This is a genomic window from Pseudomonas sp. WS 5146 (assembly GCF_012985495.1).
Lineage (GTDB): Bacteria > Pseudomonadota > Gammaproteobacteria > Pseudomonadales > Pseudomonadaceae > Aquipseudomonas > Aquipseudomonas edaphica.
The window spans coordinates 164,125-188,850 of sequence record NZ_JAAQWL010000011.1 but is presented as its reverse complement, the minus strand read 5'-3'; the positions used below and the strand labels follow the sequence as shown (position 1 = coordinate 188,850).

Annotated in this window: 23 protein-coding genes and 1 pseudogene; 5 read left to right on the top strand and 19 right to left on the bottom strand. The window is 60.3% G+C overall.

Going from position 1 to position 24,726, the window contains the following annotated elements; all coding sequences use genetic code 11:
* Window positions 1–52: 52 nt before the first annotated feature.
* The 7 genes from HBO41_RS24780 to exbB all read right to left on the bottom strand — a co-directional run bounded on the left by HBO41_RS24780 (window position 53) and on the right by exbB (window position 8,085).
* Window positions 53–943, bottom strand: coding sequence for a hypothetical protein (locus HBO41_RS24780; protein ID WP_169988077.1), 891 nt, complete (start codon window positions 941–943; stop codon window positions 53–55).
* Window positions 944–1,263: 320 nt separating this feature from the next.
* Complete coding sequence (locus tag HBO41_RS24775) at window positions 1,264–2,664, bottom strand: aminoacyl-tRNA deacylase and HDOD domain-containing protein (RefSeq protein WP_169988075.1); 1,401 nt, start codon at window positions 2,662–2,664, stop codon at window positions 1,264–1,266.
* A gap of 77 nt (window positions 2,665–2,741) precedes the next feature.
* A complete protein-coding gene (recG, locus tag HBO41_RS24770; RefSeq protein ID WP_026013586.1) occupies window positions 2,742–4,817 on the bottom strand; it encodes an ATP-dependent DNA helicase RecG in 2,076 nt (691 codons plus the stop codon).
* An 8-nt stretch (window positions 4,818–4,825) separates the two neighbouring features.
* Window positions 4,826–5,746, bottom strand: coding sequence for a hydrogen peroxide-inducible genes activator (locus tag HBO41_RS24765; protein WP_017135841.1), 921 nt, complete (start codon window positions 5,744–5,746; stop codon window positions 4,826–4,828).
* 177 nt (window positions 5,747–5,923) lie between these two features.
* Window positions 5,924–6,673, bottom strand: a complete 750-nt coding sequence (locus HBO41_RS24760) for an energy transducer TonB (RefSeq protein WP_017135842.1) — start codon at window positions 6,671–6,673, stop codon at window positions 5,924–5,926.
* Window positions 6,670–7,095, bottom strand: a complete 426-nt coding sequence (gene exbD / locus HBO41_RS24755) for a TonB system transport protein ExbD (protein WP_003195519.1) — start codon at window positions 7,093–7,095, stop codon at window positions 6,670–6,672. The genes HBO41_RS24760 and exbD overlap by 4 nt, the downstream gene beginning before the upstream one ends.
* 6 nt (window positions 7,096–7,101) lie before the next feature.
* Window positions 7,102–8,085, bottom strand: coding sequence for a tonB-system energizer ExbB (exbB, locus tag HBO41_RS24750; RefSeq protein ID WP_017135843.1), 984 nt, complete (start codon window positions 8,083–8,085; stop codon window positions 7,102–7,104).
* A gap of 189 nt (window positions 8,086–8,274) precedes the next feature.
* On the opposite strand from exbB, the gene HBO41_RS24745 reads away from it, so the two are divergent.
* On the top strand, window positions 8,275–9,126 hold the full coding sequence (locus HBO41_RS24745; RefSeq protein WP_017135844.1) for an SDR family oxidoreductase: 852 nt from the start codon (window positions 8,275–8,277) through the stop codon (window positions 9,124–9,126).
* A 126-nt stretch (window positions 9,127–9,252) separates the two neighbouring features.
* On the opposite strand, the gene HBO41_RS24740 is transcribed toward HBO41_RS24745, so the two are convergent.
* From HBO41_RS24740 to HBO41_RS24715, 6 genes are all read right to left on the bottom strand, one after another.
* Complete coding sequence (locus HBO41_RS24740) at window positions 9,253–9,996, bottom strand: hypothetical protein (RefSeq protein ID WP_169988073.1); 744 nt, start codon at window positions 9,994–9,996, stop codon at window positions 9,253–9,255.
* Window positions 9,997–10,052: 56 nt separating this feature from the next.
* The gene (locus HBO41_RS24735; RefSeq protein WP_003176922.1) at window positions 10,053–10,433 is read right to left on the bottom strand and encodes a RidA family protein; all 381 of its coding nucleotides are present in this window, start codon (window positions 10,431–10,433) and stop codon (window positions 10,053–10,055) included.
* Between the two features lie 24 nt (window positions 10,434–10,457).
* Window positions 10,458–12,563 (bottom strand): bifunctional GTP diphosphokinase/guanosine-3',5'-bis pyrophosphate 3'-pyrophosphohydrolase, encoded by a 2,106-nt coding sequence (gene spoT, locus HBO41_RS24730; RefSeq protein ID WP_016975931.1) that lies wholly within the window; start codon window positions 12,561–12,563, stop codon window positions 10,458–10,460.
* Window positions 12,564–12,623: 60 nt separating this feature from the next.
* The gene (rpoZ, locus tag HBO41_RS24725) at window positions 12,624–12,887 is read right to left on the bottom strand and encodes a DNA-directed RNA polymerase subunit omega (RefSeq protein ID WP_003176920.1); all 264 of its coding nucleotides are present in this window, start codon (window positions 12,885–12,887) and stop codon (window positions 12,624–12,626) included.
* 167 nt (window positions 12,888–13,054) lie between these two features.
* Window positions 13,055–13,675, bottom strand: coding sequence for a guanylate kinase (gene gmk / locus HBO41_RS24720; protein WP_010168203.1), 621 nt, complete (start codon window positions 13,673–13,675; stop codon window positions 13,055–13,057).
* 10 nt (window positions 13,676–13,685) lie between these two features.
* Window positions 13,686–14,549, bottom strand: coding sequence for a YicC/YloC family endoribonuclease (locus tag HBO41_RS24715; protein ID WP_099550260.1), 864 nt, complete (start codon window positions 14,547–14,549; stop codon window positions 13,686–13,688).
* Window positions 14,550–14,768: 219 nt separating this feature from the next.
* Between HBO41_RS24715 and rph the strand changes: the two genes are divergently transcribed.
* Both rph and HBO41_RS24705 read left to right on the top strand, forming a co-directional pair.
* Entirely contained in the window at window positions 14,769–15,491 is a 723-nt protein-coding gene (gene rph / locus HBO41_RS24710; RefSeq protein WP_003213280.1) for a ribonuclease PH, read from the top strand.
* Between the two features lie 22 nt (window positions 15,492–15,513).
* On the top strand, window positions 15,514–15,882 hold the full coding sequence (locus HBO41_RS24705) for a DUF4870 domain-containing protein (RefSeq protein WP_017135847.1): 369 nt from the start codon (window positions 15,514–15,516) through the stop codon (window positions 15,880–15,882).
* A 58-nt stretch (window positions 15,883–15,940) separates the two neighbouring features.
* On the opposite strand, the gene HBO41_RS24700 is transcribed toward HBO41_RS24705, so the two are convergent.
* On the bottom strand, window positions 15,941–16,720 hold the full coding sequence (locus tag HBO41_RS24700) for an exodeoxyribonuclease III (protein ID WP_003176915.1): 780 nt from the start codon (window positions 16,718–16,720) through the stop codon (window positions 15,941–15,943).
* Window positions 16,721–16,802: 82 nt separating this feature from the next.
* Between HBO41_RS24700 and pyrE the strand changes: the two genes are divergently transcribed.
* A complete protein-coding gene (gene pyrE / locus HBO41_RS24695) occupies window positions 16,803–17,447 on the top strand; it encodes an orotate phosphoribosyltransferase (protein WP_017135848.1) in 645 nt (214 codons plus the stop codon).
* A 168-nt stretch (window positions 17,448–17,615) separates the two neighbouring features.
* On the opposite strand, the gene argB is transcribed toward pyrE, so the two are convergent.
* From argB to coaBC, 4 genes and pseudogenes are all read right to left on the bottom strand, one after another.
* A complete protein-coding gene (gene argB / locus HBO41_RS24690; RefSeq protein WP_015886532.1) occupies window positions 17,616–18,521 on the bottom strand; it encodes an acetylglutamate kinase in 906 nt (301 codons plus the stop codon).
* Between the two features lie 20 nt (window positions 18,522–18,541).
* Window positions 18,542–19,963, bottom strand: a pseudogene (locus HBO41_RS24685) (phosphomannomutase/phosphoglucomutase); the annotation flags it as partial.
* Window positions 19,964–20,203: 240 nt separating this feature from the next.
* Complete coding sequence (dut, locus tag HBO41_RS24680; RefSeq protein WP_099550262.1) at window positions 20,204–20,659, bottom strand: dUTP diphosphatase; 456 nt, start codon at window positions 20,657–20,659, stop codon at window positions 20,204–20,206.
* 5 nt (window positions 20,660–20,664) lie between these two features.
* Window positions 20,665–21,873 (bottom strand): bifunctional phosphopantothenoylcysteine decarboxylase/phosphopantothenate--cysteine ligase CoaBC, encoded by a 1,209-nt coding sequence (gene coaBC, locus HBO41_RS24675; RefSeq protein ID WP_015886530.1) that lies wholly within the window; start codon window positions 21,871–21,873, stop codon window positions 20,665–20,667.
* A 143-nt stretch (window positions 21,874–22,016) separates the two neighbouring features.
* On the opposite strand from coaBC, the gene radC reads away from it, so the two are divergent.
* On the top strand, window positions 22,017–22,691 hold the full coding sequence (gene radC / locus HBO41_RS24670; protein ID WP_017135851.1) for a DNA repair protein RadC: 675 nt from the start codon (window positions 22,017–22,019) through the stop codon (window positions 22,689–22,691).
* A gap of 57 nt (window positions 22,692–22,748) precedes the next feature.
* Here the strand turns inward: radC and HBO41_RS24665 are convergent, their stop codons facing one another.
* The gene (locus HBO41_RS24665) at window positions 22,749–24,341 is read right to left on the bottom strand and encodes an ABC transporter substrate-binding protein (protein ID WP_169988072.1); all 1,593 of its coding nucleotides are present in this window, start codon (window positions 24,339–24,341) and stop codon (window positions 22,749–22,751) included.
* Between the last annotated feature and the right edge of the window lie 385 nt (window positions 24,342–24,726).

Here is a 24,726-nt window from a genome sequence, read left to right as displayed (position 1 = left end):
TGGAGTCCTCGGGGCACTGAAAACCCCGAGGAGAGCGCCTGTAAGTAGGTCTTTAGTCCTGTTGGTTCACACGTATACGACGGTCTTTGGCTGGGTCGAATCTGCCTGAAAACCGTATGTCTCCATCGGTCACATGTTGCCGGCTCTTATATTCGTTGGTTTCGGTATTTCCGGCACTTTCATGAATGTCGACTTCGCTATCAAATTGCCGGTAAAGTTTTATAGAGGTGAATTGAGCCTTGGTCTGGATATACGTGTTGTCAGAGCGGCCAATAATAGTGTCGCTTGTACCTTCGGCGGAGATCGCTGTTCGAGATGAATCGCTGGGTGTACCACCCCTTATAGTGTTTTTTCCCGCGCCACCATTAATGAAGTTACTGCCTGTGCCTCCTGCCAAGGTATCATCGCCGTTTTCACCGTATAATTCTCCGCCGCCATAGGCTAGTTCAGCGGTATCATTGCCGTCGCCCAGATATACTTGAGCGTAGCCGCCACCCGTGCTCACGGTGTCTTTGCCTGGGCCAGTGTGAATGGTTACACTGGTCTTGACGTCAGGGGCTATCTTTACACTGTCATCGCCACCGCCGCTGTCTATGAACAGTTTGCCTTGATTGCCCTCGGGGTTAGAGGCGTCGATGTCCAGCTTGACGGCGTGCCCATTGATAATGGCGACGACGCGATCATTAATAACTTTTATATCGATTTTATCATCCGCATGTCCCGTATAAATTCTTACTTCGGAGGCGGGGTGATAAGTGCGGCCATTGACGTTTTGTGGTGCGCCTGGGTCAGGCGTCGTTACAACCAGTACGGTCCCATATTGGTCTCTGCGAGGTGTAAGACTGCCGTTGATGTTTACAGAGGGTTCGGTAGCTGTAGGTGAAGGGTAGGCGCTTATTGGGTTGTTAGTTATAAAGTTGCTAACGGTGGATGAAATAGACATAGGCAGAATCCAGAGTTTTAATGGTAAGAAAACTTACCGACATGCTCTATGTGGATTAGTTGGGCGGGACAGTTCCGTATCAGATGTTACTTCATATTTGTAAGTTGTTAGAGTGCCATGATTTCGTTGGGTAGGTATGTCACTTTCGCCTTCGCCGCTCAAAAGGCGAGGAGTAATTAACTGGGCATTATGATGCGATTCAGGATCAGACCATCCAGATCAGGGCAACCCGCTCCCACATTCGACCGCGTTCTACAGTTGGAACGCAGTTAAGTGTGAGAGCTGGTTTGCCTGCGAAAGCTATGTAGCAGGCGACAGACTTATGCCTGGCTGAACTGGGACGCGAGTTCGCGTAGCAGCACCTCGGCATCCAGTACCTTGCCGACCACTTCCTCAGCCTTTTCCCGGCTCAAGCCCAAACGTTCGATCAGGGCGTCGGGTATCGCCTCATCCGGCCCGGAACCAATTCCACGACTGCGCAGCAAACGTACCGCCAAGCACACCAGGTTGGGATATTCAGCATATTGCCCGTCATAGGTCGGGTCGTGCTGAAAGCGCAGGGCGGTGGACAGTTCGTCCGGCATGTCCCAGTAGCGCATCAGCCAGGCGCCGATTTGCTCGCGGCTGATGCCCAGCAGGTGCTGCTCGACATAGCTGTGGCACAGGTGCGGGTTGACCTCCAGGTGGCGACAGATCAGCGAGAAGTGCGGCGGGAACACATGGGCCAGCAGCAAGTAACCGAAGTTATGCAGCAGGCCGGCCAGGTAGGTCAGGCCAGCTTCCGGGCGCTGGGCGCGGGGCATGGCGCGGGTCAGGCCTTCGATCACAGCAGCGGTATAGATCGACTGGTGCCAGTACGGCGTGGACTGGTGCGGGTGGTCCTTGGGCAGGCTCAGGGTTTTGCCCAGGGCCAGGCCCAGCGCCAGGTTGATCACCAGGTCAAAGCCCAGCACGCGCACGATGGCGTCCTCCACTGAGCGAATCTTGCCCGGCGAGGCGTAGTACGGCGACGCTGCCCAGCTCACCACTTGGGCGGCGAGGGCTGGGTCGGTTTCGACGACGCTGGTGATGTCATCGATGGTGGCGTTGGGGTCGACGCGCAGCTTGATGATTTTCTGCGCGGTGTCGGCCAGCGGCGGAATCTCGATGGTCGCTTCCAGACGCTGCTGGATTCGGCGGGCGGTGAACGCCTGCATCGCCTGGGTGATTTCCTCGCGGTCATCGTTCGGGCGATCGAGGTTGGGGCGGATGTTGCTCAGCGGTTCGCCGAAGTGCCCGGCGCTGGCCTTGGTGAGCATGGTCTTGAAATCGATGCTGGCGATTTCCAGCAGCAGCCCGGCTTCGCCGGAATGCACCAACAGGCTGGGTTCGCTGAGCAGGCTGCCTTCATACAGGCACGGCGAGCTGGTCAGTACCGGCAGGCCGGGCAACAGGCTCAAGTCGTGCTTGGCCAGCATGCGCTCGATGCGGTCCGGCGACACGGCCGTGAGGCGGCGGCCGGTGAGTTCAGCCAGGCGGTTGAGGTCGAGTAACTGGCTTTGCGGGAACAGCACCATGAGTGCGCCCACGGCATCTTCCAGCAGTACTGCCTGGACTGTTTGTGCGGGATTCAGGCCGGCGTGTTCGGTCACTTCCGTGTAGGGGATGGCGAGTTTTGCGAGCAGAGCCCGAATGACCGGCGGGGCGGTCAGTGGGGCTGTGGCGAGGGCAACTTCTGACATGGCCTGATCCAATTTCGTACAGTCACCGAAGTATAACCAGCTTGATACAACTGTTGGTTGGATAAGTGAGTCAGGCGTCACACTTGGCCGTATTGCTGCCCATGCCTGAGCCAGCGATCGAGCAAGGGGCTGACATGTTCCGGCCAACGCTCCAGCAGCGCTTGCGCCGCATCACGCACAGCGGGCAGCAAGTCGGCATCGCGCATCAGGTCGGCGACCTTGAATTGCAGCAGGCCGGTCTGGCGAGTACCAAGCATTTCGCCGGGCCCGCGCAGTTCGAGGTCTTTTTCGGCGATGACAAAACCGTCGTTGGTCTCGCGCATGATGCCCAAGCGCTGACGGCCGATCTGGGACAGCGGCGGGTGGTACAGCAGCACGCAGTGGCTGGCGGCGCTGCCCCGGCCGACACGGCCGCGCAGTTGGTGCAGTTGGGCCAGGCCCAGGCGCTCGGGGTTTTCGATGATCATCAAACTGGCGTTGGGCACGTCCACGCCGACTTCAATCACCGTGGTGGCTACCAGCAGTTGCAGGTTGCCAGCTTTGAACTCGGCCATCACCGCGGCTTTTTCCACAGGCTTCATGCGCCCGTGGATCAGCCCGACCTTCAGCTCGCCCAGGGCACTGGTGAGGTCCTCAAACGTGGTCTCGGCGGCCTGGCAGGTCAGCTCTTCGGATTCTTCGATCAGCGTGCACACCCAATACGCCTGACGGCCTTCGGCGCAGGCGCCGCGCACGCGTTCGATGACCTCGACGCGGCGCGTGTCGGTGACCAGCACGGTATTGACCGGCGTTCGGCCGGGCGGCAGCTCATCGAGGATCGACGTGTCGAGGTCGGCGTAGGCGCTCATCGCCAAGGTGCGCGGGATTGGTGTGGCGGTCATGATCAACTGGTGCGGGTTCATGCGCCCGCCCACGCCTTTCTGGCGCAGGGCCAGGCGCTGTTGCACACCGAAGCGGTGCTGTTCGTCGATGATCACCAAGGCGAGGTTCTTGAACTGCACTTCGTCCTGGAACAATGCGTGAGTGCCCACCACCATCGGTGCGCCACCGGCAATCTGCTCCAGCGCCGCTGCGCGGGTCTTGCCCTTGAGCTTGCCGGCCAGCCACGCCACTTCCAGGCCCAGCGGTTCGAGCCAGCGCTTGAAGGTGATGAAGTGCTGTTCGGCGAGAATTTCGGTGGGCGCCATCAGCGCCACTTGGTAACCGGCTTCCAACGCCTGCAAGGCGGCGAGGGCGGCCACCACGGTTTTACCTGCGCCCACGTCGCCCTGGATCAGCCGCAGCATGGGTTCGTGCTGGCTGAGGTCGTAGGCGATTTCATTGCCCACGCGTTGCTGGGCCCCCGTTGGCGCAAAGCCGAGGTTGGCCAGGTATTGCGCAGGTAGTCGCGTGGCCTTGGGCATCGCCGGCGCGCGCAGAGAGCGCATACTTTCGCGCAGGCGCTGCTGGGACAGTTGGTGCGTCAGCAGTTCTTCAAAGGCCAGGCGATGCTGGGCCCAGTGATGGCCCAGTGCGAGTTCGTCGACGTCGGCGTCGGCGGGTGGGTTATGCAGGTAACGAATCGCATCGTCCAACGGCGCCAGTTGGTAGTCGCGCGCCAGCTCCAGAGGCAACCAGTCGGGCAAGCTTTTGGGGCCGAGCATCGTCAGCGTTTGCATGCACAGCTGGCGCAGGCGTTGTTGGGTCAGGCCTTCGGTCAGCGGGTAGATCGGCGTGAGAGTGGTATCCACCGGAGGCGGCTCGTCGCCGGTGATTGCGCGGTACTCCGGGTGGTAGATTTCCAGGCCGGATGCGCCGGGGCGGGCTTCGCCGTAGCAACGCACGCGAGTGCCACGCTTGAGGCCTTCCTTTTGCGCGTTGCTAAAATGGTAGAAACGCAGGCTCAGGCCGCCGGTGCCGTCCTGCAGGCGCACGACTAAACTGCGGCGCTTGCCCATCACCACATCGGCGCCGCTGACGGTGCCTTCGACCACAGCATCCTGCCCAGGGCGCAAGTGGCCAATGGGCACCACACGCGTGCGGTCCTGGTAGCGCAGGGGCAGGTGGAACAGCACGTCCTGGAGGTTCTCCAGGCCGACCTTGGCCAGCTTTTCGGCCATGGCGTCACCGACACCTTTGAGTGCGGTGACCGACACCTGCGACAGCTCTGTCATACCGTTAATCAGCTCGCAGCATTCGGCTTGGCCACCGAGCACAGACGAACCGAGTCGGCCAGGATCTCAATGGCTTTCGGGCGCGGGAAGCTCGCGCGCCAGGCAATCGCCACAGTACGGAACGGCACCGGCGGCGTGAGTGGGCGCACTTCGATCACGCCGGGGGCGTAGTGATGGCTGTCCACTGCCGACAGCGGCAGGATCGAAATACCCAGGCCGGAAGCGACCATATGGCGAATGGTTTCCAGGGAGCTGGATTCCACGGTGGTATGTTTGGCGCCGTCGTTGCCCTTGGTCAGGGTCGGGCAGGCTTCCAGTACCTGATCGCGGAAGCAGTGACCTTCGCCCAGCAGCAGCAAGCTCTTGTCGTTGAGCAGGCCGGCGTCGATGGTGTCCTTTTGCGTCCACGGGTGGGAGGCCGGCATCAACACGTAGAACGGTTCGTCGTAGAGCGGCAGGGTCAGCACGTCTGCTTCGTTGAACGGCAGGGCGATGATGATCGCGTCCAACTCGCCATTGCGCAGTTTGTCGCGCAGTACATGGGTGAAGTTTTCTTCGATATACAGCGGCATCTGCGGCGCAACGCGGTGCAGTTGCGGAATCAGGTGCGGGAACAGGTACGGGCCGACGGTGTAGATGGCGCCGACTTTGAGCGGTGCAGTCAGCTGGTTCTTGCCGGCCTGGGCCAGCTCGCGGATGCTTTGGGCTTGCTCCAGTACCTTTTGGGCCTGGGCGACGATGCCTTCGCCCACCGGCGTGAGGCGCACGGCGCTCTTGCTGCGCTCAAAAATCAGCACACCGAGTTCGTCTTCAAGCTTCTTCACACCCACCGACAGCGTCGGTTGGCTGACATGGCAACGCTCGGCCGCGTGGCCGAAGTGCTGCTCTTGGGCGAGGGTCACGATGTAGCGTAATTCTGTAAGAGTCATAGCGGGCGTCCATGAGGTTGCGGGCCAAGCATACCGGCTGCAATCGATAGACGCACGTTATCAGAACTTTGATGGGGATTGAGCGGGGAATGTTGAGGATTTTGCTGAAGTGGTGAAACCAAATGTGGGAGCTGGCTTGTGTGGGGGCTCCCACACCAGCCGGCTCCCGTTTGCCGCTTACCGGCGGCGCTTCTCAATGTTGTAAACAAATGGCGCGACGATTTCGACGCTGCCGCCTTTCAACATATCGGCCGGTGGTTTGGGCAGTGGCTGGGCTCGACGGATCATGTCCAGGGTCGCACGGTCCAGATCGGCGTTGCCGGAGCGGCCCACCAACTCGTAGGACAGCACGTTGCCTTCGGCATCGACCACAAAGCGCAGGCGGTTCAAGCCTTCCTTGCCTCGCTGTTGGGCACCTGGCGGATACTTCTTGTACTTCTGCAAGTGCGCCAGCAGGGCGCCTTCCCAGGACGCTTTGGCTGCGACCTGTTGTGGCGACGGGCCCGGAACCGGCTGGGCAGACTTTTCAGCTGGCGCATTGTTTTGTGGCGATTCGCTCGGCGGTTCTTCGGAAGGTTTTTCCTTGGGCGGCTCGGGCTTCTTTTCCACCGGCTTGGGCGGCTGCGGCTTCGGTTTTGGCTTGACCGGCTTGGGCACCTGGATCGTTGGTTTAGGTGCCTCAGCCAGTTTTGGCAGGGGCAGCTCTTCCACGGGGGCAGGCGGCTGCGGCGGTGTGACAACCTTGGGTGGAGCCGGCGGCGGCGGTGCAGGCATCGGCGCGAGGTCGATGACCATCGCCGCCGGTGGCAGTGTTACCGGATGCGGCGCGGACCACTGGAGCGCGATGATAATCGCGACGGCATGCACGCCCAGCACGACGGCGAGGCTGGTGCCATAACGCGTCAGTTTGTGGCGCGTCGTGATCATTTCTTGGCTGCCGTCTCAAGTCCGACCAGGCCTACCTTGAGGTAGCCGGCTGCCCGCAGGGCATCCATCACACTCATCAGGTCGCCGTAGTCCACGCCTTTGTCGGCCTGGAAGAAGATCGTCGTGTCTTTCTTGCCTTGGGTCTTGGCGTCGAGCACCGGGCCCAGGGTTTCAGCTTTGACTTCTTCTTCGCCCAGGAACAGGCGTTGGTCCGCCTTGACGCTGAGGAAAATCGGCTTCTCCGGCCGCGGCGCAGGCTTGGCGCTGGACGCGGGCAGGTCGACCTTGATATCCACGGTCGCCAGCGGCGCGGCCACCATGAAGATGATCAGCAGCACGAGCATTACGTCGATAAACGGCGTGACGTTGATCTCGTGGTTCTCGACGAGTTCGTCGTCGCCTTGATTCAAATGCAGGCCCATGGCCGATTACCCCACTTTCACCATGTGCGGTTGCGAGCTGCGCTCGGTAGGCAGGTGATCGAGGTCGCGGCTGACCAGCAGCAGGACTTCTGCCGACGCGTCCGAAACCTGGGCCTTGTAGCCGGCAATCGAACGGGCGAAGACGTTGTAGATCACCACCGCAGGGATTGCTGCAACCAGGCCCAGCGCGGTTGCCAGCAGGGCTTCGGCGATGCCGGGGGCGACGACGGCGAGGTTGGTGGTCTGGGTTTTTGCGATGCCGATGAAGCTGTTCATGATGCCCCACACGGTGCCGAACAGGCCGACAAACGGTGCGGTGGAACCGATGGTGGCCAGCACACCGGTGCCGCTGCTCATGTTACGGCCGCATGCTGCAACCAGGCGTTCGAGACGGAAGCTGACGCGTTCCTTGATGCCTTCTTTTTCGCGGGTATTGACCGACAGACGCATTTCTTCCAGAGCGTCGTGTACCAGCAGGTTGGCCAGGGTGCCCTTCTTGGTCGCGCTCTCGCTGGCTTCCTTGAGGGTGGTGGCTTTTTTCAGGTGGACGATCTCAGCGCGCAGACGGCGCTTGGCGCCCAGCAGCTCGAAGCCCTTGGCGATCCAGATGGTCCAGGTGATGATCGAGGCGATGGCCAGGCCGATCATCACGGCTTTTACCACGACGTCAGCGTTCTGGTACATGCCCCACGGCGACAGGTCATGGGCCATGCCCAGGCTGTTGTCTTCTTCCAACACTACACCGGTTTCGTCGGCAGGTGCGACGTCGCCTGCAGCCTGGGCCGGGTCGGTGGCCACCGGTGCGGCAACAGGAGCAGCTGGCGTAGCGCCGGTGTGCTCGGCAGCAGCCGGTGCGGCTGGGGCGGTGGCATCAGCGAAGGCAGCGGTCGGTGCCAGCAGTACGCTGAACAGCAGCGCAGCAATCGCACGCCAGGCGCGGGATGGGCTGTGAAGCTTGGTTGGCGAAGCGGGGTTTGTATTACGTGTCATGCTGGCCGGACCTGAGAGGAAAAATTGAGTGATCGTCCTGCCAGACCCTTGAGGGTCGAGGACAAATGGGCCGTTATTATTGCAAGTAATTCTTGTTAACAAAAGTAATACAGTAACTTTATTTGTGCTTTTTCTGGCCGCTCGTCATCTGCGAGGGCTAATCTAGACCTTTAAGAACGGAGTTTTATGATGTCTGCGCCTTCTGTTGTGATTGCCGGTTGCGGCGATGTGGGGAGCCGGCTGGCTAGCCAATTGCTCGGCGCGAATTGGGAGGTTCATGGCCTGCGCCGTGATGTTTCAAAGCTCCCCGATGGCGTGATCGGCATTGCCGGCGACCTGTTCAAAAAGGATTGCCCTGAGACCTGGCCGATCGGCGCAGTGGATTACCTGGTGTATTGCGCGGCCGCCACCGACCACGATGAGGCCGGGTATCGCGCGGCATACGTGCAAGGGTTGCAGCATGTGTTGGAGTGGCTGAGTGACTACGGCCAGGCGCCCAGGCACCTGCTGTTTGTTTCCAGCAGCAGCGTGTATGGCCAGCAGAATGGTGAGTGGGTCGACGAAACATCTGATACCAGGGCGACGGGCTATTCCGGCCAGGTCATGCTGGAGGCCGAGCAGGTCGCGCTCAACAGTGGGATCCCGGCGAGTATCGTGCGCTTGACCGGGATTTACGGCCCGGGCCGCGAATGGCTGCTGACCCAGGTACGCCAGGGCTATCGCGTGGCAATCGATCCGCCGTTGTATGGCAACCGGATTCACGCGGATGATGCGGCAGGTTTGCTGGCCTTTTTGCTGCGTCATGTAGAGCAGGGCGGCTCGCTGGAAAAAATCTACATCGGGGTCGACGATGCCCCAGCGCCATTGGCGGAGGTGGTGGGCTGGTTGCGCGAGTACCTGGGCGTGACGGAGTGGGCGGATGACGCCAGTGTAAGGCGTGCCGGCAGCAAACAATGCAGCAACGCCCGGGCTAAGGCGTTGGGCTGGGTGCCGACCTACCCGACTTATCGCGAAGGGTATGCGGCGATTCTCAAGGGCTGAAACGCAGTCAAAAAATGTGGGAGCTGGCTTGCCTGCGATAGCGAAGTATCAGTCGACCTGTATCTCGACTGAGCCACCGTCATCGCAGGCAAGCCAGCTCCCACATTTGCTTCAGGGTGATGCTGGTTATTTCTTCTCAAGCAGCCATTGGCGCGGGCCGGGCGTGAACTGCGGCACCTCGTCGGCCAGCGCGGTGTTGATCGCTTGGAATATCGCCAACTGCTTGCCTTTGCGCGTGAAGATCCAGGGGTTGCCCTGGCCGTTCAATTGCAGCCAGATGCTGTCGTAGCCGCCGCTCATAGAGGCGCAGTCGCCCGCCAGACACAGCGAGTAGCGGTCGACGCCTGGCAGGCCGGCGACCTTTCCGTCGGCCTGGAACTGCACTGTGGAACCGTCGCCGTTGCCGTCGGTAATCTTCCAGTCGCCGCCCATATAGGCTGCATACAGTGCCCGTTCGAAGTTGGCACCCAGTGGCGCACCTTCCGGGGCGGGATCCTTGGCACGGGCGAACAGTTGCTCGGGCTCGTTATCGTTGGCCACTTGCAGCAGTTGTTTGCCTTTGCGCTTGAGTTCGGTGGCGGAGCTGCCGTAGAACTCAACGTTCCAGGCGCCGGATTTACCCCCGAGCAACTTGCCTTCGGCGACTTCAAAGCCGTTGTAGTAGCGCGCCTGCAAAGCCTTGGTATTGACCTCCCATTCGAGGTTCGGGCCAAAACTCTGCAGCGCTTCGCGCAAAGGGCCGCCCTTGGCTGCCGCGTTGATGGCGGCCTGGTTGATCCAGGTGCCACTCACATCCAGGTCGGCGGGGTTGCTGGCGCAGCCGCCGAGCAACAGGGCGAGCAACGAAGTGGCTACAAGCGCTTTGCGCATCATGAAATCCTTCTGAAACGAAGTCGGCGCAGCCTGTTGAGGCTGCGCCGGGTGTTTTACTCGATGACCAGAATCGCGTCCATCTCAACCTGTGCGCCCTTTGGCAGCGCAGCAACGCCGATGGCAGCGCGGGCTGGGTACGGCTGTTCGAAGTATTTGCCCATGATCTCGTTGACCTTGGCGAAGTGGCTCAGGTCGGTGAGGAAGATGTTCAGCTTGACGATGTCCTTGAACGAACCGCCGGCGGCTTCGGCTACGGATTTCAGGTTTTCGAAGACTTGTACGGTTTGTGCTTCGAAGCCTTCAACCAGTTCCATGGTCTTTGGGTCCAGCGGAATCTGGCCGGACATGTAGACGGTGTTGCCCGCCTTGATCGCCTGGGAGTAAGTGCCGATGGCGGCCGGGGCTTTGTCGCTGGTGATAACAGTCTTGGTCATGAGTTGCTCCTTGTAAGAGAGGGGCTATGCACGCATACGGGTGATGCGGATCACTCCGGTCAGGGCGCGCAGTTTCTTGATCACGCGGGCCAGGTGCACGCGGTCGTGCACGCTGACCACCAGCTGGACCACGCTGATGCGCCCATCGCGTTCATCCATGCTGATTTTTTCGATATTGCCGTCGGCCGCGTTGACGCTGCTGGCAAGCAGTGCGATCAGGCCGCGCTGATGCTCCAGCTCCACACGCAGCTCGACGTTGAATTCGCCGGTGACATCCTTGGCCCAAGAGAGCTGGATGCATTTCTCCGGGTTGTGGCGGATTTCAGTGATATTGCGGCAGTTGTCCAGGTGCACCACCATGCCTTTGCCCGCCGACAAGTGGCCGACAATCGGGTCGCCCGGGATCGGCGTACAGCATTTTGCGTAGCTGAGCACCAAGCCTTCGGTGCCGCGAATCGCCAGTGGACCTTCCGGGCTTGGCAATTGTTCGCCTTCGCCGAGCAGGCGACGAGCGACTACATAGGCCATGCGGTTACCCAGGCCGATATCTTCCAGCAGGTCTTCGATGGTTTCCTGGCGATACTCGTGGAGCATCGCTTGTACGCGCTCTGTCGGAATTTTGTCCAGGGCACTGTCGAAACCGTTGAGGACCTTGTTCAACAGGCGTTCGCCGAGGCTGATGGATTCGGAGCGGCGTTGCAACTTCAGGGCGTGGCGGATGTGTGTCCGCGCTTTACCGGTGACCACGAAGTTGAGCCAGGCCGGGTTCGGGCGCGCGCCGGGAGCACTGACGATCTCGACCGTGGAGCCGCTTTGCAGCGGTTCGGACAGCGGCGCGAGGCGACGGTTGATCCGGCAGGCAATGCAGCTGTTACCGACGTCGGTGTGCACCGCGTAGGCAAAGTCGACCGCCGTGGAGCCTTTGGGCAGCTCCATGATTCGGCCTTTGGGCGTGAACACGTAGACCTCGTCCGGGAACAGGTCGATCTTCACGCTTTCGATGAATTCCAGGGAGTTGCCGGCACGTTGCTGCATTTCCAGCACGCCTTTGACCCACTGGCGAGCACGGGCGTGGGTGCCTTTTGGCTGTTCGTCACCGCTGGATTTGTATAGCCAGTGGGCGGCGATGCCGTTGTTGGCCATCTCTTCCATTTCCCGCGTGCGGATCTGGATCTCGATCGGCACCCCGTGCATACCGAACAGCGTGGTATGCAGCGACTGATAGCCGTTGGCCTTGGGAATGGCGATGTAGTCCTTAAAGCGTCCCGGCAGGGGTTTGTACAAATTATGTACAGCACCCAGCACGCGGTAGCAGGTGTCTACCTTGTCGACGATGATCCGGAACGCGTACACGTCCATGATCTCGTTGAAGGCTCGGCGCTTGCCGCGCATCTTCTTGTAGATGCCGTAGATGTGCTTCTGCCGGCCGCTGACTTCGCCTTCAATCTCGTCGATCGCCAGGCAGTGGCTCAGCGACTCTTCGATCTTGTTGACGATTTCCTTGCGGTTGCCCCGTGCGCGCTTGACCGCCTGGTAGATGCGCGCCGAGCGCATCGGGTGCATGGCCTTGAAGCCGAGGTCTTCGAATTCGATACGAATGGCATGCATGCCCAGTCGATTGGCGATGGGCGCGTAGATTTCCAGGGTTTCCTTGGCGATGCGCCGGCGTTTTTCGCCGGACAGCACTTCCAGCGTGCGCATGTTGTGCAGCCGGTCGGCCAGCTTGACCAGAATCACACGGATATCCCGCGCCATGGCCATGGCCATTTTCTGGAAGTTTTCTGCCTGGGCTTCAGCCTTGGTCTCGAAGTTCATCTGGGTCAGTTTGCTGACCCCGTCGACCAGTTCGGCCACGGTTTCACCAAATTGCGCGCTAAGCGCTTCCTTGGCGATGCCGGTGTCTTCGATCACGTCATGCAGCATCGCGGCCATCAGGCTCTGATGGTCCATGTGCATGTCGGCAAGAATATTTGCCACCGCAAGAGGATGGGTGACATACGCCTCGCCGCTTCGGCGGCGCTGGCCGTCGTGGGCTTGTTCGGCGTAGAAATACGCTCGGCGGACCAGGTTGACCTGGTCTGGGCCGAGGTAGGCCGATAAGCGATCGGCGAGGGCGTCTATGCTCGGCAAAGTATGAACTCCTGCCGTTGGCTGTGACCCCGCGCCGTGCTACGTCGACCAGGCATAGGCTTAGACGGCCTCGTTGGACTCGTCCTCGAACGCTGCAAACAGCGGTTCGTCTTCAACGATTTCAGCGTTGGCGATGAACTCGTAGCTCATCAGGCCTTCAGCGATTTCACGCAGGGCTACAACGGTAGGCTTGTCGTTTTCCCACTGGACCAGGGGCTCTTTGCCGCCGGTGGCCAGTTGACGGGCACGCTTGGTAGAGAGCATGACCAGCTCAAAGCGGTTATCCACGTGTTCTAGGCAGTCTTCAACGGTTACGCGGGCCATGGTATTCCTCGGAGCGAATGCAAGATGCGCGCTGCCCGGTTGGGCGAGCGGACTAAACAGTTTAAAAAATCACCAGCGTTTAGGGAAGCGCTGATTTTCCCCGCGCCCTCGCAAAACCGCTACAAGTGCCAATGTAAAGCCCTTGCAGCGGTTTTGGGAAGCGCCAATCAACCAAGCAGTTCAGCGAGTAATTTGCCAAAACGCTGCTGTTGGCGCTTTTGCTGGAGCTGATTGGTGCGAAAAATCGCCTTCAAGTCATCCAGTGCGTGGGCAAAATCGTCATTAATGATCAGGTAGTCGTAGTCGACGTAGTGGCTCATTTCGCTGACGGCTTCGCGCATGCGGCCTTCGATGATCTCGTCGCTGTCCTGGCCGCGGTTGGTCAGGCGCTGGTGCAACGCTTCCAAAGACGGCGGCAGGATGAAGATGGAACGCGCCTTGGGCATCAGTTGGCGCACTTGTTCGGCGCCCTGCCAGTCGATCTCCAGGATCAGGTCGTGGCCTTCGTCCAGCGTCTGCTGCAGGTGGCTTTGCGAGGTGCCATAGAGGTTGCCGAACACTTCCGCGCGCTCCAGAAAGTCGCCGTGTTCGATCATCTTGACGAACTCGGTGCGCTCGACGAAGTGATAGTGCACGCCGTTCACTTCACCTGGGCGCATGGCGCGGGTGGTGTGCGAGACCGAAATGCGGATTTGCTCGTCGGCGTCGGTCAAGGCTTTGACCAGGCTGCTCTTGCCCGCGCCCGATGGCGCAGAAATGATGTAAAGGGTGCCGGTGCTGTGGGTCATGGAAGTTGCCTTACTCAATATTCTGTACTTGTTCGCGCATCTGCTCGATCAACACTTTGAGGTTGACCGCAGCCGTGGTGCTGCGCGGATCAAACGCCTTGGAACCCAGTGTATTGGCTTCGCGGTTGAGTTCCTGCATCAGGAAGTCCAGGCGCCGACCGGCGGCACCCGCTGATTTGAGTACGCGGCGCACTTCGAGGATGTGGGTGCTCAGGCGGTCGAGTTCTTCGGCTACGTCGCTCTTTTGCGCCAGCAGCACCATTTCCTGTTCCAGGCGCACCGGGTCGAGGTCGGCCTTCATGTCGGTGAAGCGGTCCAGAACCTTCTGGCGCTGGGTGGCGAGCATCTGCGGCACCAGCTCACGCAGGGTGACCACGTCTTCTTCGATCGAAGTCAGGCGCTCATTGATCAGGCGGGCCAGTTCGGCGCCTTCGCGCTCGCGGCCGGCCTTGAGTTCCTTCAAGCCCTGGGTGAACAGGGCGAGGGCTTCGGCATTGAGGGCTTGCGGGTCGGTGGCGTCGGCCACCAGTACGCCGGGCCAGGCCAGCACTTCCAACGGGTTCAGCGCGGCCGGTTGCTTGATCAGGCCGGCGATGGTTTCGGCGGCGGCTACCAGTTGCGCGGCGCGATCGCGGTCGACCTGCAGCGGCTTGCCGGTGGTTTCTTCGGTAAAACGCAGGGTGCATTCCAGCTTGCCCCGCGAGATACCCTGGCGCAACGCTTCACGCACGGCGCCTTCGAGGTCGCGGAAGGATTCCGGCAGGCGCAGGTGCGGCTCCAGGTAGCGGCTGTTGACCGAGCGCAGTTCCCAGCTCAGGGTGCCCTGGGCGCCGGCTTTTTCGACGCGGGCGAAGGCGGTCATGCTGTGCACCATGGAAGTACCTCGCGATGCAGACCCGCAAATGCGGGCTGATGGGTAAATTTTGAAGCCGACAGGCTGCGAAGGCGCAGGATTGTAGCGCAGTGGGGCGAGCGCGCCCAAACAATGGGCGCCGACCAGGCCATTCGTAACCGAATTTTTTAGAAGTGCCCCGAAACGGTTCGCGGCTCTATAATGCTCGGCAGTTTTTCGTCCTTCGTACAGGTATCCCCTATGAAACGTCCAAGTGGTCGCGCTGCCGATCAGCTCCGCTCGATCCGCATTACCCGCAACTACACCAAACACGCCGAGGGATCTGTACTGGTCGAGTTTGGCGATACCAAAGTGATCTGCACCGTCAGCGTCGAAAACGGCGTGCCGCGCTTCCTTAAAGGCCAAGGTCAGGGTTGGTTGACTGCCGAGTACGGCATGCTGCCGCGCGCTACCGGCGAGCGTAACCAGCGTGAAGCCAGCCGTGGCAAGCAAGGCGGTCGCACCCTGGAAATCCAGCGCCTTATCGGCCGCTCGCTGCGCGCAGCCCTGGACATGTCCAAGCTGGGCGACGTGACCCTGTACGTCGACTGCGACGTGATCCAGGCTGACGGTGGCACCCGCACCGCCTCCATCACTGGCGCCATGGTGGCCCTGGTAGATGCGCTTAAAGTGATCAAGAAGCGCGGCGGCCTCAAAGGCGGCGACCCGCTCAAGCAGATGATCGCCGCTGTGTCGGTTGGCATGTATCAGGGCGAGCCTGTGCTGGACCTGGACTACCTGGAAGATTCGGCCGCCGAGACCGACCTGAACGTAGTGATGACCAGCACCGGTGGTTTCATCGAAGTGCAGGGCACCGCCGAAGGCGCGCCATTCCAGCCAGCCGACCTGAACGCCATGCTCGCCCTGGCCCAGAAAGGCATGACCGAAATCTTCGAACTGCAGAACGCCGCACTGGCCGACTGAGCCTGCCTCAAGGAGAAGCGCCATGAATGACAGCCAAATGCCCGTACCTACGCCTTCCTACGAAGTGCGCCAGGGAGCCATGTTGTGTCATCTCGCGGCGTTTCTGGGGTTTGTGTTCCCTTTCGGCAGTGTCGTGGGGCCGCTGATCCTGTGGCAGATGAAGAAGGAAGTGGACCCGTTCATTGATGATCAGGGCAAGGAAGCCCTGAACTTCCAGATCACCGTAGCCATCGCCTGGATGGCGTGCATTGTGCTGGCCTTCGCGGTGATCGGGTTTTTCCTGATGTTTGCCCTGGCAATCGCCACGGTGGTGCTGACGATCATCGGTAGCATCAAGGCCAACAAGGGGATTGCCTATCGCTACCCCTTGACCTGGCGAGTGGTCAAATAATGAGCAGGCACAAAAAAACCGACAGCGATGTCGGTTTTTTTGTGCCCGGAAAAAGACCTTAGATGGTCAGCGTCCAGTCGTAGTCCACGATCAGCGGCGCGTGCTGCGAAAAACGCGGCTGACGCGGCAGACGTGCGCTGCGAACGAACCGGCGCAGACCTGGGGTCAGCAACTGGTAGTCAAAACGCCAGCCCAGGTTGAGCATCTCAGCCTGTTCGTTATCCGGCCACCAGCTGTACTGGTCGCCTTCACGGCTGACTTCGCGCAGGGCATCCACATAGCCCATGTTGCCGACAATCTCGTCCATCCAGGCCCGTTCCGGCGCCAGGAAACCCGGTGATTGCTGGCTGTCACGCCAGTTCTTGATATCCAGCTTCTGTTGCGCCACGTACAGCGAGCCACAGTAAATGTACTCGCGACGTTTGCGTCGCTGTTTATCCAGATAACGGGCGAAATCGTCCATTAGCTTGAACTTCTGGTTCAAGTCTTCATCGCCGTTCTGCCCCGAAGGGAGCAGCAAGGTCGCGATGCTGACCTTGTCGAAATCGGCTTGCAGGTAGCGCCCGTAGCGGTCGGCTGTCTCGAAGCCGAGGCCGCTGATGACCGCCTTGGGTTGCAACCGTGAGTACAGAGCCACGCCACCTTGGGCAGGGACTTCGGCATCACAGGCATAAAGGAAGTAGCCATCCAGTTGGAAGGCTGGGTCGTCCAGTTCAAAGGCGGAGGCGCGGGTGTCCTGCAGGCAGATGACGTCGGCATTCTGTGCTTGCAGCCAACTGAGCAAACCACGCTCGACTGCAGCCTGAATACCATTGACGTTCACACTGATGATCCGCATAAATGGCCCCAAAAATCGCGTGCGTGTATGATACACGCCGTCTACCTAATTAGCTAAATCCGTGGTATCTGAGGCTTTTTTCATGCAGGCGTATCAACGCGATTTCATTCGTTTTGCCATCGATCGCGGCGTTTTACGCTTCGGTGAGTTCACTTTGAAGTCCGGGCGCACCAGCCCTTACTTCTTCAATGCAGGCCTGTTCAACTCGGGTTCGGCCCTGGCTCAGCTGGGTCGTTTCTATGCGGCAGCCATCGTCGATAGCGGTATTTCCTTCGACGTGTTGTTCGGGCCAGCTTACAAGGGCATCCCTCTGGCGGCCGCTACGGCCGTGGCCCTGGCTGAACATCATGAGCTGGATTTGCCATGGTGCTTCAACCGCAAAGAGGCCAAGGCTCATGGCGAAGGCGGCAGCCTGGTCGGTGCGCCACTCAAGGGCGACGTGCTGATCATCGACGATGTGATCACCGCCGGCACCGCCATCCGTGAAGTGATGCAGATCATCGCGTCCCAGGAAGGTGCCAAGGCCGCCGGCGTGCTGATCGCGCTGAACCGCCAGGAGCGCGGCAACGGTGAGTTGTCGGCAATCCAGGAAGTGGAGCGTGATTTCGGTATTCCGGTGGTGAGCATTGTTTCGTTGAACCAGGTGCTGCAATACCTGGAAGATGACGCGCAGCTCAAGCAGCATTTGCCTGCAGTGCGTGCGTACCGTGAGCAGTTCGGCGTCTGACACCGAACCCCTGTGGGAGCGGGCTTGCCCGCGATAGCGGTATGTCAGGCGGTGCAGTTCTTGAATGTGCCGCCGTCATCGCAGGCAAGCCAGCTCCCACATTGGAACTGTGAAAACAAAAAAGGCCCCGCTCAATTGGATTGAGCGGGGCCTTTTGGTTTTTGGCGTTTAAGGCCGCTTGCGGTTACTGATCAGCGTACCCACACCCGTATCGGTGAAGATTTCCAGCAGGATCGCATTCGGCACGCGGCCATCCAGAATCAGCGAACTGCCCACGCCGCCTTGCACGGCTTCCAGCGCGCAACGGATCTTCGGCAGCATGCCGCCGTAGATGGTGCCATCGGCAATCAGCTCGTCCACTTGTTGAGTGGTCAAACCGGTCAATACCTTGCCTTCCTTGTCCATCAGCCCGGCGATGTTGGTCAGCAGCATCAGCTTCTCGGCTTTCAGTGCTTCAGCCACTTTACCGGCGACCAGATCGGCGTTGATGTTGTAGGACTCACCGTTGGCGCCCACGCCGATGGGCGCGATCACCGGGATGAAGTCGCCCTTGACCAGCAGGTTCAACAAGTCGGTGTTGATGCCGATCACTTCGCCGACCTGGCCGATGTCGATGATTTCCGGCTGGGTCATTTCCGGCGTCTGGCGGGTCACCGTCAGCTTTTTCGCGCGGATCAGTTCCGCGTCCTTGCCGGTCAGGCCGATGGCACTGCCGCCATGGCGGTTGATCAGGTTAACGATGTCCTTGTTGACCTGGCCGCCAAGGACCATCTCCACCACGTCCATGGTCTGCGCGTCGGTGACGCGCATGCCATCGATGAAGTGACTCTCGATCGACAAGCGCTTGAGCAGGTCACCGATTTGCGGGCCGCCACCATGGACGACCACCGGGTTGATCCCCACGGCTTTCATCAACACGATGTCGCGGGCAAAACCGGTTTTCAGCTCGTCGCTTTCCATGGCATTGCCGCCGTACTTGATCACCAGCGTCTTGCCGACGTAGCGTCGAATGTAAGGCAACGCTTCGGACAGGACCTTGGCAGTGTTGGCAGCGGCTTCGCGTTCGAGGGTCATTCAGGGCTCCGGTAAAAAAATCAGAACGGTAATTGGAGATCAGGGGCAACACGTTTCAACTGGGCGTGGAACACGTCCTTGATGCGCTGCAACTCAGCCTCGGTATCCGCCTCGAAACGCAGGACCAGCACCGGTGTGGTGTTGGACGCGCGAACCAGGCCCCAGCCTTTGGCGTAATCGACTCGCACACCATCAATGGTGGTCAGGTTGGCGCCTTCACCCCATTGCGCATCGTGCAGTGCGTCAATGATGCTGAATTTGCTCTCCTCGGTCACATGTATATTGATCTCTGGTGTAGAAATATCATTCGGGAAGGTCTGAAACAGCTCCTGTGCCGTGGATTTTTCCTTGCTGAGGATCTCCAGCAGACGTGCGGCGCTGTAAATGCCGTCGTCAAAACCGAACCAGCGCTCTTTGAAGAACACGTGGCCGCTCATTTCACCGGCCAACAGCGCGCCGGTTTCCTTCATTTTCTTTTTGATCAACGAGTGACCGGTCTTCCACATTAGCGGGCGCCCGCCATATTCCTTGATCAGCGGCGTGAGGCGGCGGGTGCACTTCACGTCGAAGATGATTTCGGCGTTGGCGTTGCGCGCCACCACGTCACGGGCAAACAGCATCAGCAGGCGGTCGGCGAACACGTTTTCGCCGGTGTTGGTCACCACGCCAACACGGTCGCCGTCACCGTCGAACGCCAGGCCCACGTCGGCGCCGGTTTCCTTGACCTTGGCGATCAAATCCACCAGGTTTTCCGGCTTGCCTGGGTCCGGGTGATGGTTGGGGAAGTTGCCGTCGACGTCGCAGAACAGCGGGATCACTTCACAGTTGAGGGCTTCGAGCAGTTGCGGAGCGATCACGCCAGCCGCGCCGTTGCCGCAGTCCACCACCACTTTCAGGCGGCGGGCCAATTTGACGTCGCCGGTGATCTGGTCAGAGTAGCGCTGCAGAATGTCGACTTTGGTGACACTGCCTTTGCCGCTGGTCAGGTCGTTGGTCTTGAGGCGGTCGTGCAGGGCCTGGATCTGTTCGTTGGCCAGGGTGTCACCGGCAATCACGATCTTGAAGCCGTTGTAGTCCGAGGGATTATGGCTGCCGGTGAGCATCACCCCGGACTTACCGGCCAGTACGTTGGCCGCGTAGTACAGCGCTGGTGTCGGCACCAGGCCGACGTCGCTGACGTGGCAACCGCTGTCGGCGAGGCCCTGGATCAGTTGTTCCACCAGCTCCGGGCCGGACAAGCGGCCATCACGGCCTACCGAGACATTAGGTTCGCCCTGGGCCAGGCTCTGGGCACCGATGGCGCGGCCGATCCAGTAGGCGGTTTCGGCGGTCAGGGTCTTGGGCACCACGCCACGAATGTCGTAGGCGCGGAAGATGCTGTCGGGGAATGTCGGGGCTACTCGGGCTGCGGTACTCATCGCGGGGGTGAACTCCATCTGAAGGGGGCAAGGCTGGCCTTAAAGTGGCTGACCGGCAGGCTCAAACTGAAGGGTATGACGGTGTTTTCGGCAGAGAGTTCGTGGTGCAAAAATGCCATCGGCGTGCCGAGGCACTTTGGGAAAACGCGTAATGCATTGATTTCATTGTGGAAATTTCGCTGAATAAATCCGCACATTCTTCATCCTGAATAGCCATGCGGTGGCGTCTTGCCGGACAACTGCATCCGGCAAGGTTCAGCTTAGTCAGTGGCTGCCGGAATGCCCAAAACCACCTGCGCCGCGCTGAGTTTCGTCGAACTCCTGCACCAGTTCGAAGTGTGCCTGTACCACCGGTACCAGCACCAACTGGGCGATGCGCTCGCCGACAGCGATGTTGAACGCGGTGTTGCCACGGTTCCAGCACGACACCATCAATTCGCCCTGATAGTCCGAATCGATCAGGCCTACGAGGTTGCCCAGCACGATGCCATGTTTGTGGCCCAGGCCGGAGCGCGGCAGGATCAATGCCGCCAGGCCTGGGTCGCCGACGTAGATCGACAGGCCGGTAGGAATCAGGATTGTCTGGCCTGGCTCAAGGACGGTGTCTTCCTTGAGCATGGCGCGCAGGTCCAGGCCGGCGGAGCCCGGAGTGGCATAGGCCGGCAGAGGAAATTCGTTGCCGATGCGGGGGTCGAGGATCTTGGCTTGCAAAGCGTGCATGTAAATTAAACCTGGTTCAGCCGTTGGGCGATAAATGAGATCAGTTGGCGGGCAATCTTGCCCTTGCTGGTCTGGGCGAAAAGGGTGGCGTGCAGCTCGCGGTCGATCACGCTGCAGGCGTTTTCCTCGCTGTTGAAGCCGATGCTCGGGTTGGCGACATCATTGGCAACGATCAGGTCGAGGTTTTTGTCTTTCAATTTGCGTGCGGCGTAGTCCAGCAAGTGCTCGGTTTCGGCGGCGAAACCGACACTGAACGGGCGGTCCGGGCGCGTGGCGATGGTGGCCAGGATATCCGGGTTGCGCACCATTTGCAGGAGCAGGCCGTCGCCGCTTGTAGGGTCTTTCTTAAGCTTTTGCGGGGCGACAACTTCCGGGCGGTAGTCTGCAACCGCTGCCGAGGCGATAAACAGGTCGCAGGGAATGGCCGCTTCACAGGCCGCCAGCATGTCCCGGGCGCTGACTACGTCGATTCGCGTGACGCGATCAGGGGTTGGCAAGTGCACCGGGCCGGTGATCAGGGTGACGCGTGCGCCTGCCTCGACCGCGGCTTCCGCCAAGGCAAAGCCCATTTTTCCTGAGCTATGGTTGGTGATGTAACGCACCGGGTCGATGTTTTCCTGGGTCGGGCCGGCGGTAATCAGCACATGTTTGCCCGTGAGAGCCAGGTGCTGAAAGCACTCGGCGGCGCACAGCGCGAGGTCAGTAGCCTCAAGCATGCGGCCCATGCCCACGTCGCCGCAGGCTTGGCTGCCCGAAGCCGGGCCAAATACTTTAAGGCCACGGCTTTGCAGGAGTTGGGTGTTGGCCTGGGTGGCCGGGTCGCGCCACATGGCCTGGTTCATGGCCGGTGCGATGGCGACGGTGGCGTCGGTGGCCAGTACCAGAGTGGTCAACAGGTCATCGGCGATGCCTTGGGCCAGGCGGGCGATCAGGTCGGCGGTGGCCGGGGCGATCAACACCAGGTCGGCCCATTTTGCCAGCTCGATGTGGCCCATGGCAGCTTCGGCCGCCGGGTCCAAAAGGTCCAGGTGAACCGGGTGCCCAGACAAGGCCTGCATGGTCAGCGGGGTGATGAACTCACTGCCACCACGGGTCATGACCACGCGCACTTCGGCGCCCTGGTCCAGGAGCCTGCGAACCAGTTCTGCGCTCTTGTAGGCGGCAATGCCGCCGCCGACGCCGAGAACGATGCGTTTCCGATACAGACGCTGCATTGGTTTGCCTTTCCAGTTCAGTGATGCCAGTTCAGTGACGCCTGCGATGCCCCCTCCCCAGGGGAAATCACATGCAAAAAAGAGGGCTTAAGATAACACAGCGACCGTCAGGCAACAGCGGCGCACGTGCAGAGGGAGGCGGGATGAGTATTCGCGATTGGCCTGTGGCGGAACGCCCACGGGAGAAGCTTTTGGAATGGGGCGCGGCGAGTCTGTCGGATGCCGAGTTGTTGGCGATCTTCCTGCGTACCGGGGTTTCCGGCAGAAGCGCAGTCGACCTGGCGCGCCATCTATTGGCGCAATTCGGTGGCCTGCGCCCGTTGTTGGAGGCCAGCCAGACGCTGTTCAGCCAGCACTTGGGGCTGGGGCCGGCGAAATTTGCCCAGTTGCAGGCGGTGCTGGAAATGTCTCGGCGGCATATGGCCGAACGCTTGCGTGCCGACTCGGTGCTGGAAAGCCCGCTGGCCGTACGTGAGTACCTCAAGGCCTTGCTGCGCCACGAGCCCCACGAAATATTCGGCTGCCTGTTTCTTGACTCAAAGCACCGGGTGCTGGGCTTTGAGGCGCTATTTGAGGGCACCATCGACGCGGCCATCGTTTATCCGCGACAAGTGGTCAAGCGCGCGCTCGCTTACAACGCGGCGGCTCTTATCCTGTGCCACAACCATCCGTCCGGGAGCGTCGAGCCAAGTGCGGCTGATCGAAAATTAACCAAAATATTGCAAAAGGCCTTGGAGTCGGTAGATGTGCGGGTGCTCGACCACATCATCGTGGGCGATGGCGACCCGCTGTCGATGGCGGAATACGGCTGGTTGTAGGATGGGAGCAGCTGCAAGGTTGAAGCTGCAAGCCACAAGCGGCTTGCAGCTTGCAGCTTAGGGCTTGACGCTGACCTTGGAGAAATCCTGGCGCCCAAACGGGCTCACCTGGTAGCCGTCAACATTCTTGCGCGTCAGGGCGAATGCGGTGGGGTGTGCCAATGGCAGCCACAATGCCTGCTGCTGAATCTGAGCCTGGGCCTGTTGGTACAACTTGCTGCGCACGCCTTGTTCACTGGTGGTCTTGCCGGCGCTGATCAGCTTGTCCAGGGCCGGGTCGCAGTAGCGGGCGAAGTTGGTGCCGGATTTTACCGCTGCGCACGAGAACTGCGGGGTGAGGAAGTTATCCGGGTCGCCGTTGTCGCCGGCCCAGCCCATGAACAGCAGGTCATGTTCGCCGGCTTTGGCGCGGCGGATCAGTTCGCCCCATTCGATTACGCGAATCTCGGCCTGGATGCCGACTTTGGCCAGGTCCGCTTGCAGCAACTGGGCACCGAGGTTGGGGTTGGGGTTCAGCAGGCTGCCAGTGGGGCGAGTCCAGATTGTGGTCTTGAAGCCGTTCTTGAGTCCGGCGCGCTCCAGCAGCGTCTTGGCCTTGGCGATGTTCTGTGGATAACCTGGCAAGTCCTTGGCGTAACTCCAGGTATTGGGTGGGTAAATGCCATTGGCTGCTTCGGCGGTGCCTTCAAATACGGCCTTGAGGTAGCTGTCTTTGTCGAAGACCAGGTTGATTGCCTGGCGCACTTCGGGCTTGTCCAGCGGCGGGTGCTGGCTGTTGATCGCGACGAATGCGGTCATGAAGGCCGGGGTTTTTTCTACTTTGAGGGCAGGATCTTTCTCGGCTTCACTCACATCCAGTGGCTTGGGCGACAGGGCGATCTGGCATTCATCGCGATGCAGCTTTTGCAGGCGCACGTTGGCATCCGGGGTGATGGCGAAGATCAAGTTATCCACCGCCGGTTTGCCAGCAAAGTAATCCGGGTTGGCTTTATAGCGGACCACGGCATCCTTCTGGAACCGTACAAACACGAACGGGCCGGTGCCGATTGGCTGGCTGTTGAGTTTTTCAGGCGTGCCGGCCTTGAGCAGTTTGTCGGCGTATTCGGCCGGGTAGATCGAGGCAAAACCCATGCTCAAGGCGGCGAGGAAGGTGGAGTCGGCGTGATCCAGGGTGAAGCGCACGGTTAATGGGTCGAGAGCATCGATCTTCTTGACCAATGCGGGTAGTTGCAGCGACTGCGCATGGGGGAAGCCGCTCTGGGCGATCTTGTGCCATGGGTTGGCCGGGTCGAGCATGCGTTCAAAGCTGAAGCGTACGTCTTCGGCAGTCAGGGTGCGGCTTGGATTGAAGTACTCGGTGCGGTGGAACTTCACGTTCGGGTGCAGTTTGAAGGTGTAGGTCAGACCATCGGGCGACACTTGCCAGCTGTCCGCCAGGCTCGGCACCAGCTTGCCGGCCGTGGCGTCGTAGTCCACCAGGCGGTTCATCAGCACGTCGGCCGAGGCGTTGGTGGTGGTCAGCGAGTTGTACTGCACCACATCGAACCCTTCGGGGCTGGCCTCGGTGCAAACGCTCAGATTGGTGGCGGCAGAGGCCAGCGGCGCGATAAATAGAGGGGCGAGCAATAGCGGTAGGGCAGCGAGGCGCATATTCGGTTTCCTTTGCAGATCGAAGGCCCATCTGCGAGTGCAGTCTGGAAAAAGCCTACCGTAGTGGTCTGATTGATAAATGACTAGCCCATTTTTGCCTGTGCTTTTGGCGCAAATGCTGTTTTGATGGCGCCTCAGCGCGTTTCGCCTTGTACTTTTGTGTGCGGGCGAGCGCGGTAAATCATTCTGTGCGACGAGTGGTCGGCTGTTACAGCGGCCCCTCCTGGCAACGGTTCGGGCGTCTATTGCCAAGATTTACGCCGGTAAAAACACACGGGCTGTTGTTGCATTGGGGTCTTTCTGGTATAAAGCAGCGCTCTTTTCTAGGGGCCCGGTTCCTTCACTGTAGGTGTAGCCGGTAAGACCCTTAAAGAAACGCGGCGCC

What these genes read in the sequence shown, in the direction of transcription:
- gmk (WP_010168203.1), bottom strand. Translation starts at nt 13,675, where the DNA reads ATGACCCACAGCACCGGCACCCTTTACATCATTTCTGCGCCATCGGGC.
- dut (WP_099550262.1), bottom strand. Translation starts at nt 20,659, where the DNA reads ATGCACGCTTTGCAAGCCAAGATCCTCGACCCCCGCATCGGCAACGAA.
- HBO41_RS24700 (WP_003176915.1), bottom strand. Translation starts at nt 16,720, where the DNA reads ATGCGGATCATCAGTGTGAACGTCAATGGTATTCAGGCTGCAGTCGAG.
- exbD (WP_003195519.1), bottom strand. Translation starts at nt 7,095, where the DNA reads ATGGGCCTGCATTTGAATCAAGGCGACGACGAACTCGTCGAGAACCAC.
- HBO41_RS24760 (WP_017135842.1), bottom strand. Translation starts at nt 6,673, where the DNA reads ATGATCACGACGCGCCACAAACTGACGCGTTATGGCACCAGCCTCGCC.
- rph (WP_003213280.1), top strand. Translation starts at nt 14,769, where the DNA reads ATGAAACGTCCAAGTGGTCGCGCTGCCGATCAGCTCCGCTCGATCCGC.
- coaBC (WP_015886530.1), bottom strand. Translation starts at nt 21,873, where the DNA reads ATGCAGCGTCTGTATCGGAAACGCATCGTTCTCGGCGTCGGCGGCGGC.
- recG (WP_026013586.1), bottom strand. Translation starts at nt 4,817, where the DNA reads ATGACAGAGCTGTCGCAGGTGTCGGTCACCGCACTCAAAGGTGTCGGT.
- HBO41_RS24780 (WP_169988077.1), bottom strand. Translation starts at nt 943, where the DNA reads ATGTCTATTTCATCCACCGTTAGCAACTTTATAACTAACAACCCAATA.
- argB (WP_015886532.1), bottom strand. Translation starts at nt 18,521, where the DNA reads ATGACCCTCGAACGCGAAGCCGCTGCCAACACTGCCAAGGTCCTGTCC.
- HBO41_RS24735 (WP_003176922.1), bottom strand. Translation starts at nt 10,433, where the DNA reads ATGACCAAGACTGTTATCACCAGCGACAAAGCCCCGGCCGCCATCGGC.
- HBO41_RS24665 (WP_169988072.1), bottom strand. Translation starts at nt 24,341, where the DNA reads ATGCGCCTCGCTGCCCTACCGCTATTGCTCGCCCCTCTATTTATCGCG.
- rpoZ (WP_003176920.1), bottom strand. Translation starts at nt 12,887, where the DNA reads ATGGCCCGCGTAACCGTTGAAGACTGCCTAGAACACGTGGATAACCGC.
- HBO41_RS24715 (WP_099550260.1), bottom strand. Translation starts at nt 14,549, where the DNA reads ATGGTGCACAGCATGACCGCCTTCGCCCGCGTCGAAAAAGCCGGCGCC.
- HBO41_RS24705 (WP_017135847.1), top strand. Translation starts at nt 15,514, where the DNA reads ATGAATGACAGCCAAATGCCCGTACCTACGCCTTCCTACGAAGTGCGC.
- HBO41_RS24745 (WP_017135844.1), top strand. Translation starts at nt 8,275, where the DNA reads ATGTCTGCGCCTTCTGTTGTGATTGCCGGTTGCGGCGATGTGGGGAGC.
- radC (WP_017135851.1), top strand. Translation starts at nt 22,017, where the DNA reads ATGAGTATTCGCGATTGGCCTGTGGCGGAACGCCCACGGGAGAAGCTT.
- HBO41_RS24740 (WP_169988073.1), bottom strand. Translation starts at nt 9,996, where the DNA reads ATGCGCAAAGCGCTTGTAGCCACTTCGTTGCTCGCCCTGTTGCTCGGC.
- HBO41_RS24775 (WP_169988075.1), bottom strand. Translation starts at nt 2,664, where the DNA reads ATGTCAGAAGTTGCCCTCGCCACAGCCCCACTGACCGCCCCGCCGGTC.
- HBO41_RS24765 (WP_017135841.1), bottom strand. Translation starts at nt 5,746, where the DNA reads ATGACTCTTACAGAATTACGCTACATCGTGACCCTCGCCCAAGAGCAG.
- pyrE (WP_017135848.1), top strand. Translation starts at nt 16,803, where the DNA reads ATGCAGGCGTATCAACGCGATTTCATTCGTTTTGCCATCGATCGCGGC.
- exbB (WP_017135843.1), bottom strand. Translation starts at nt 8,085, where the DNA reads ATGACACGTAATACAAACCCCGCTTCGCCAACCAAGCTTCACAGCCCA.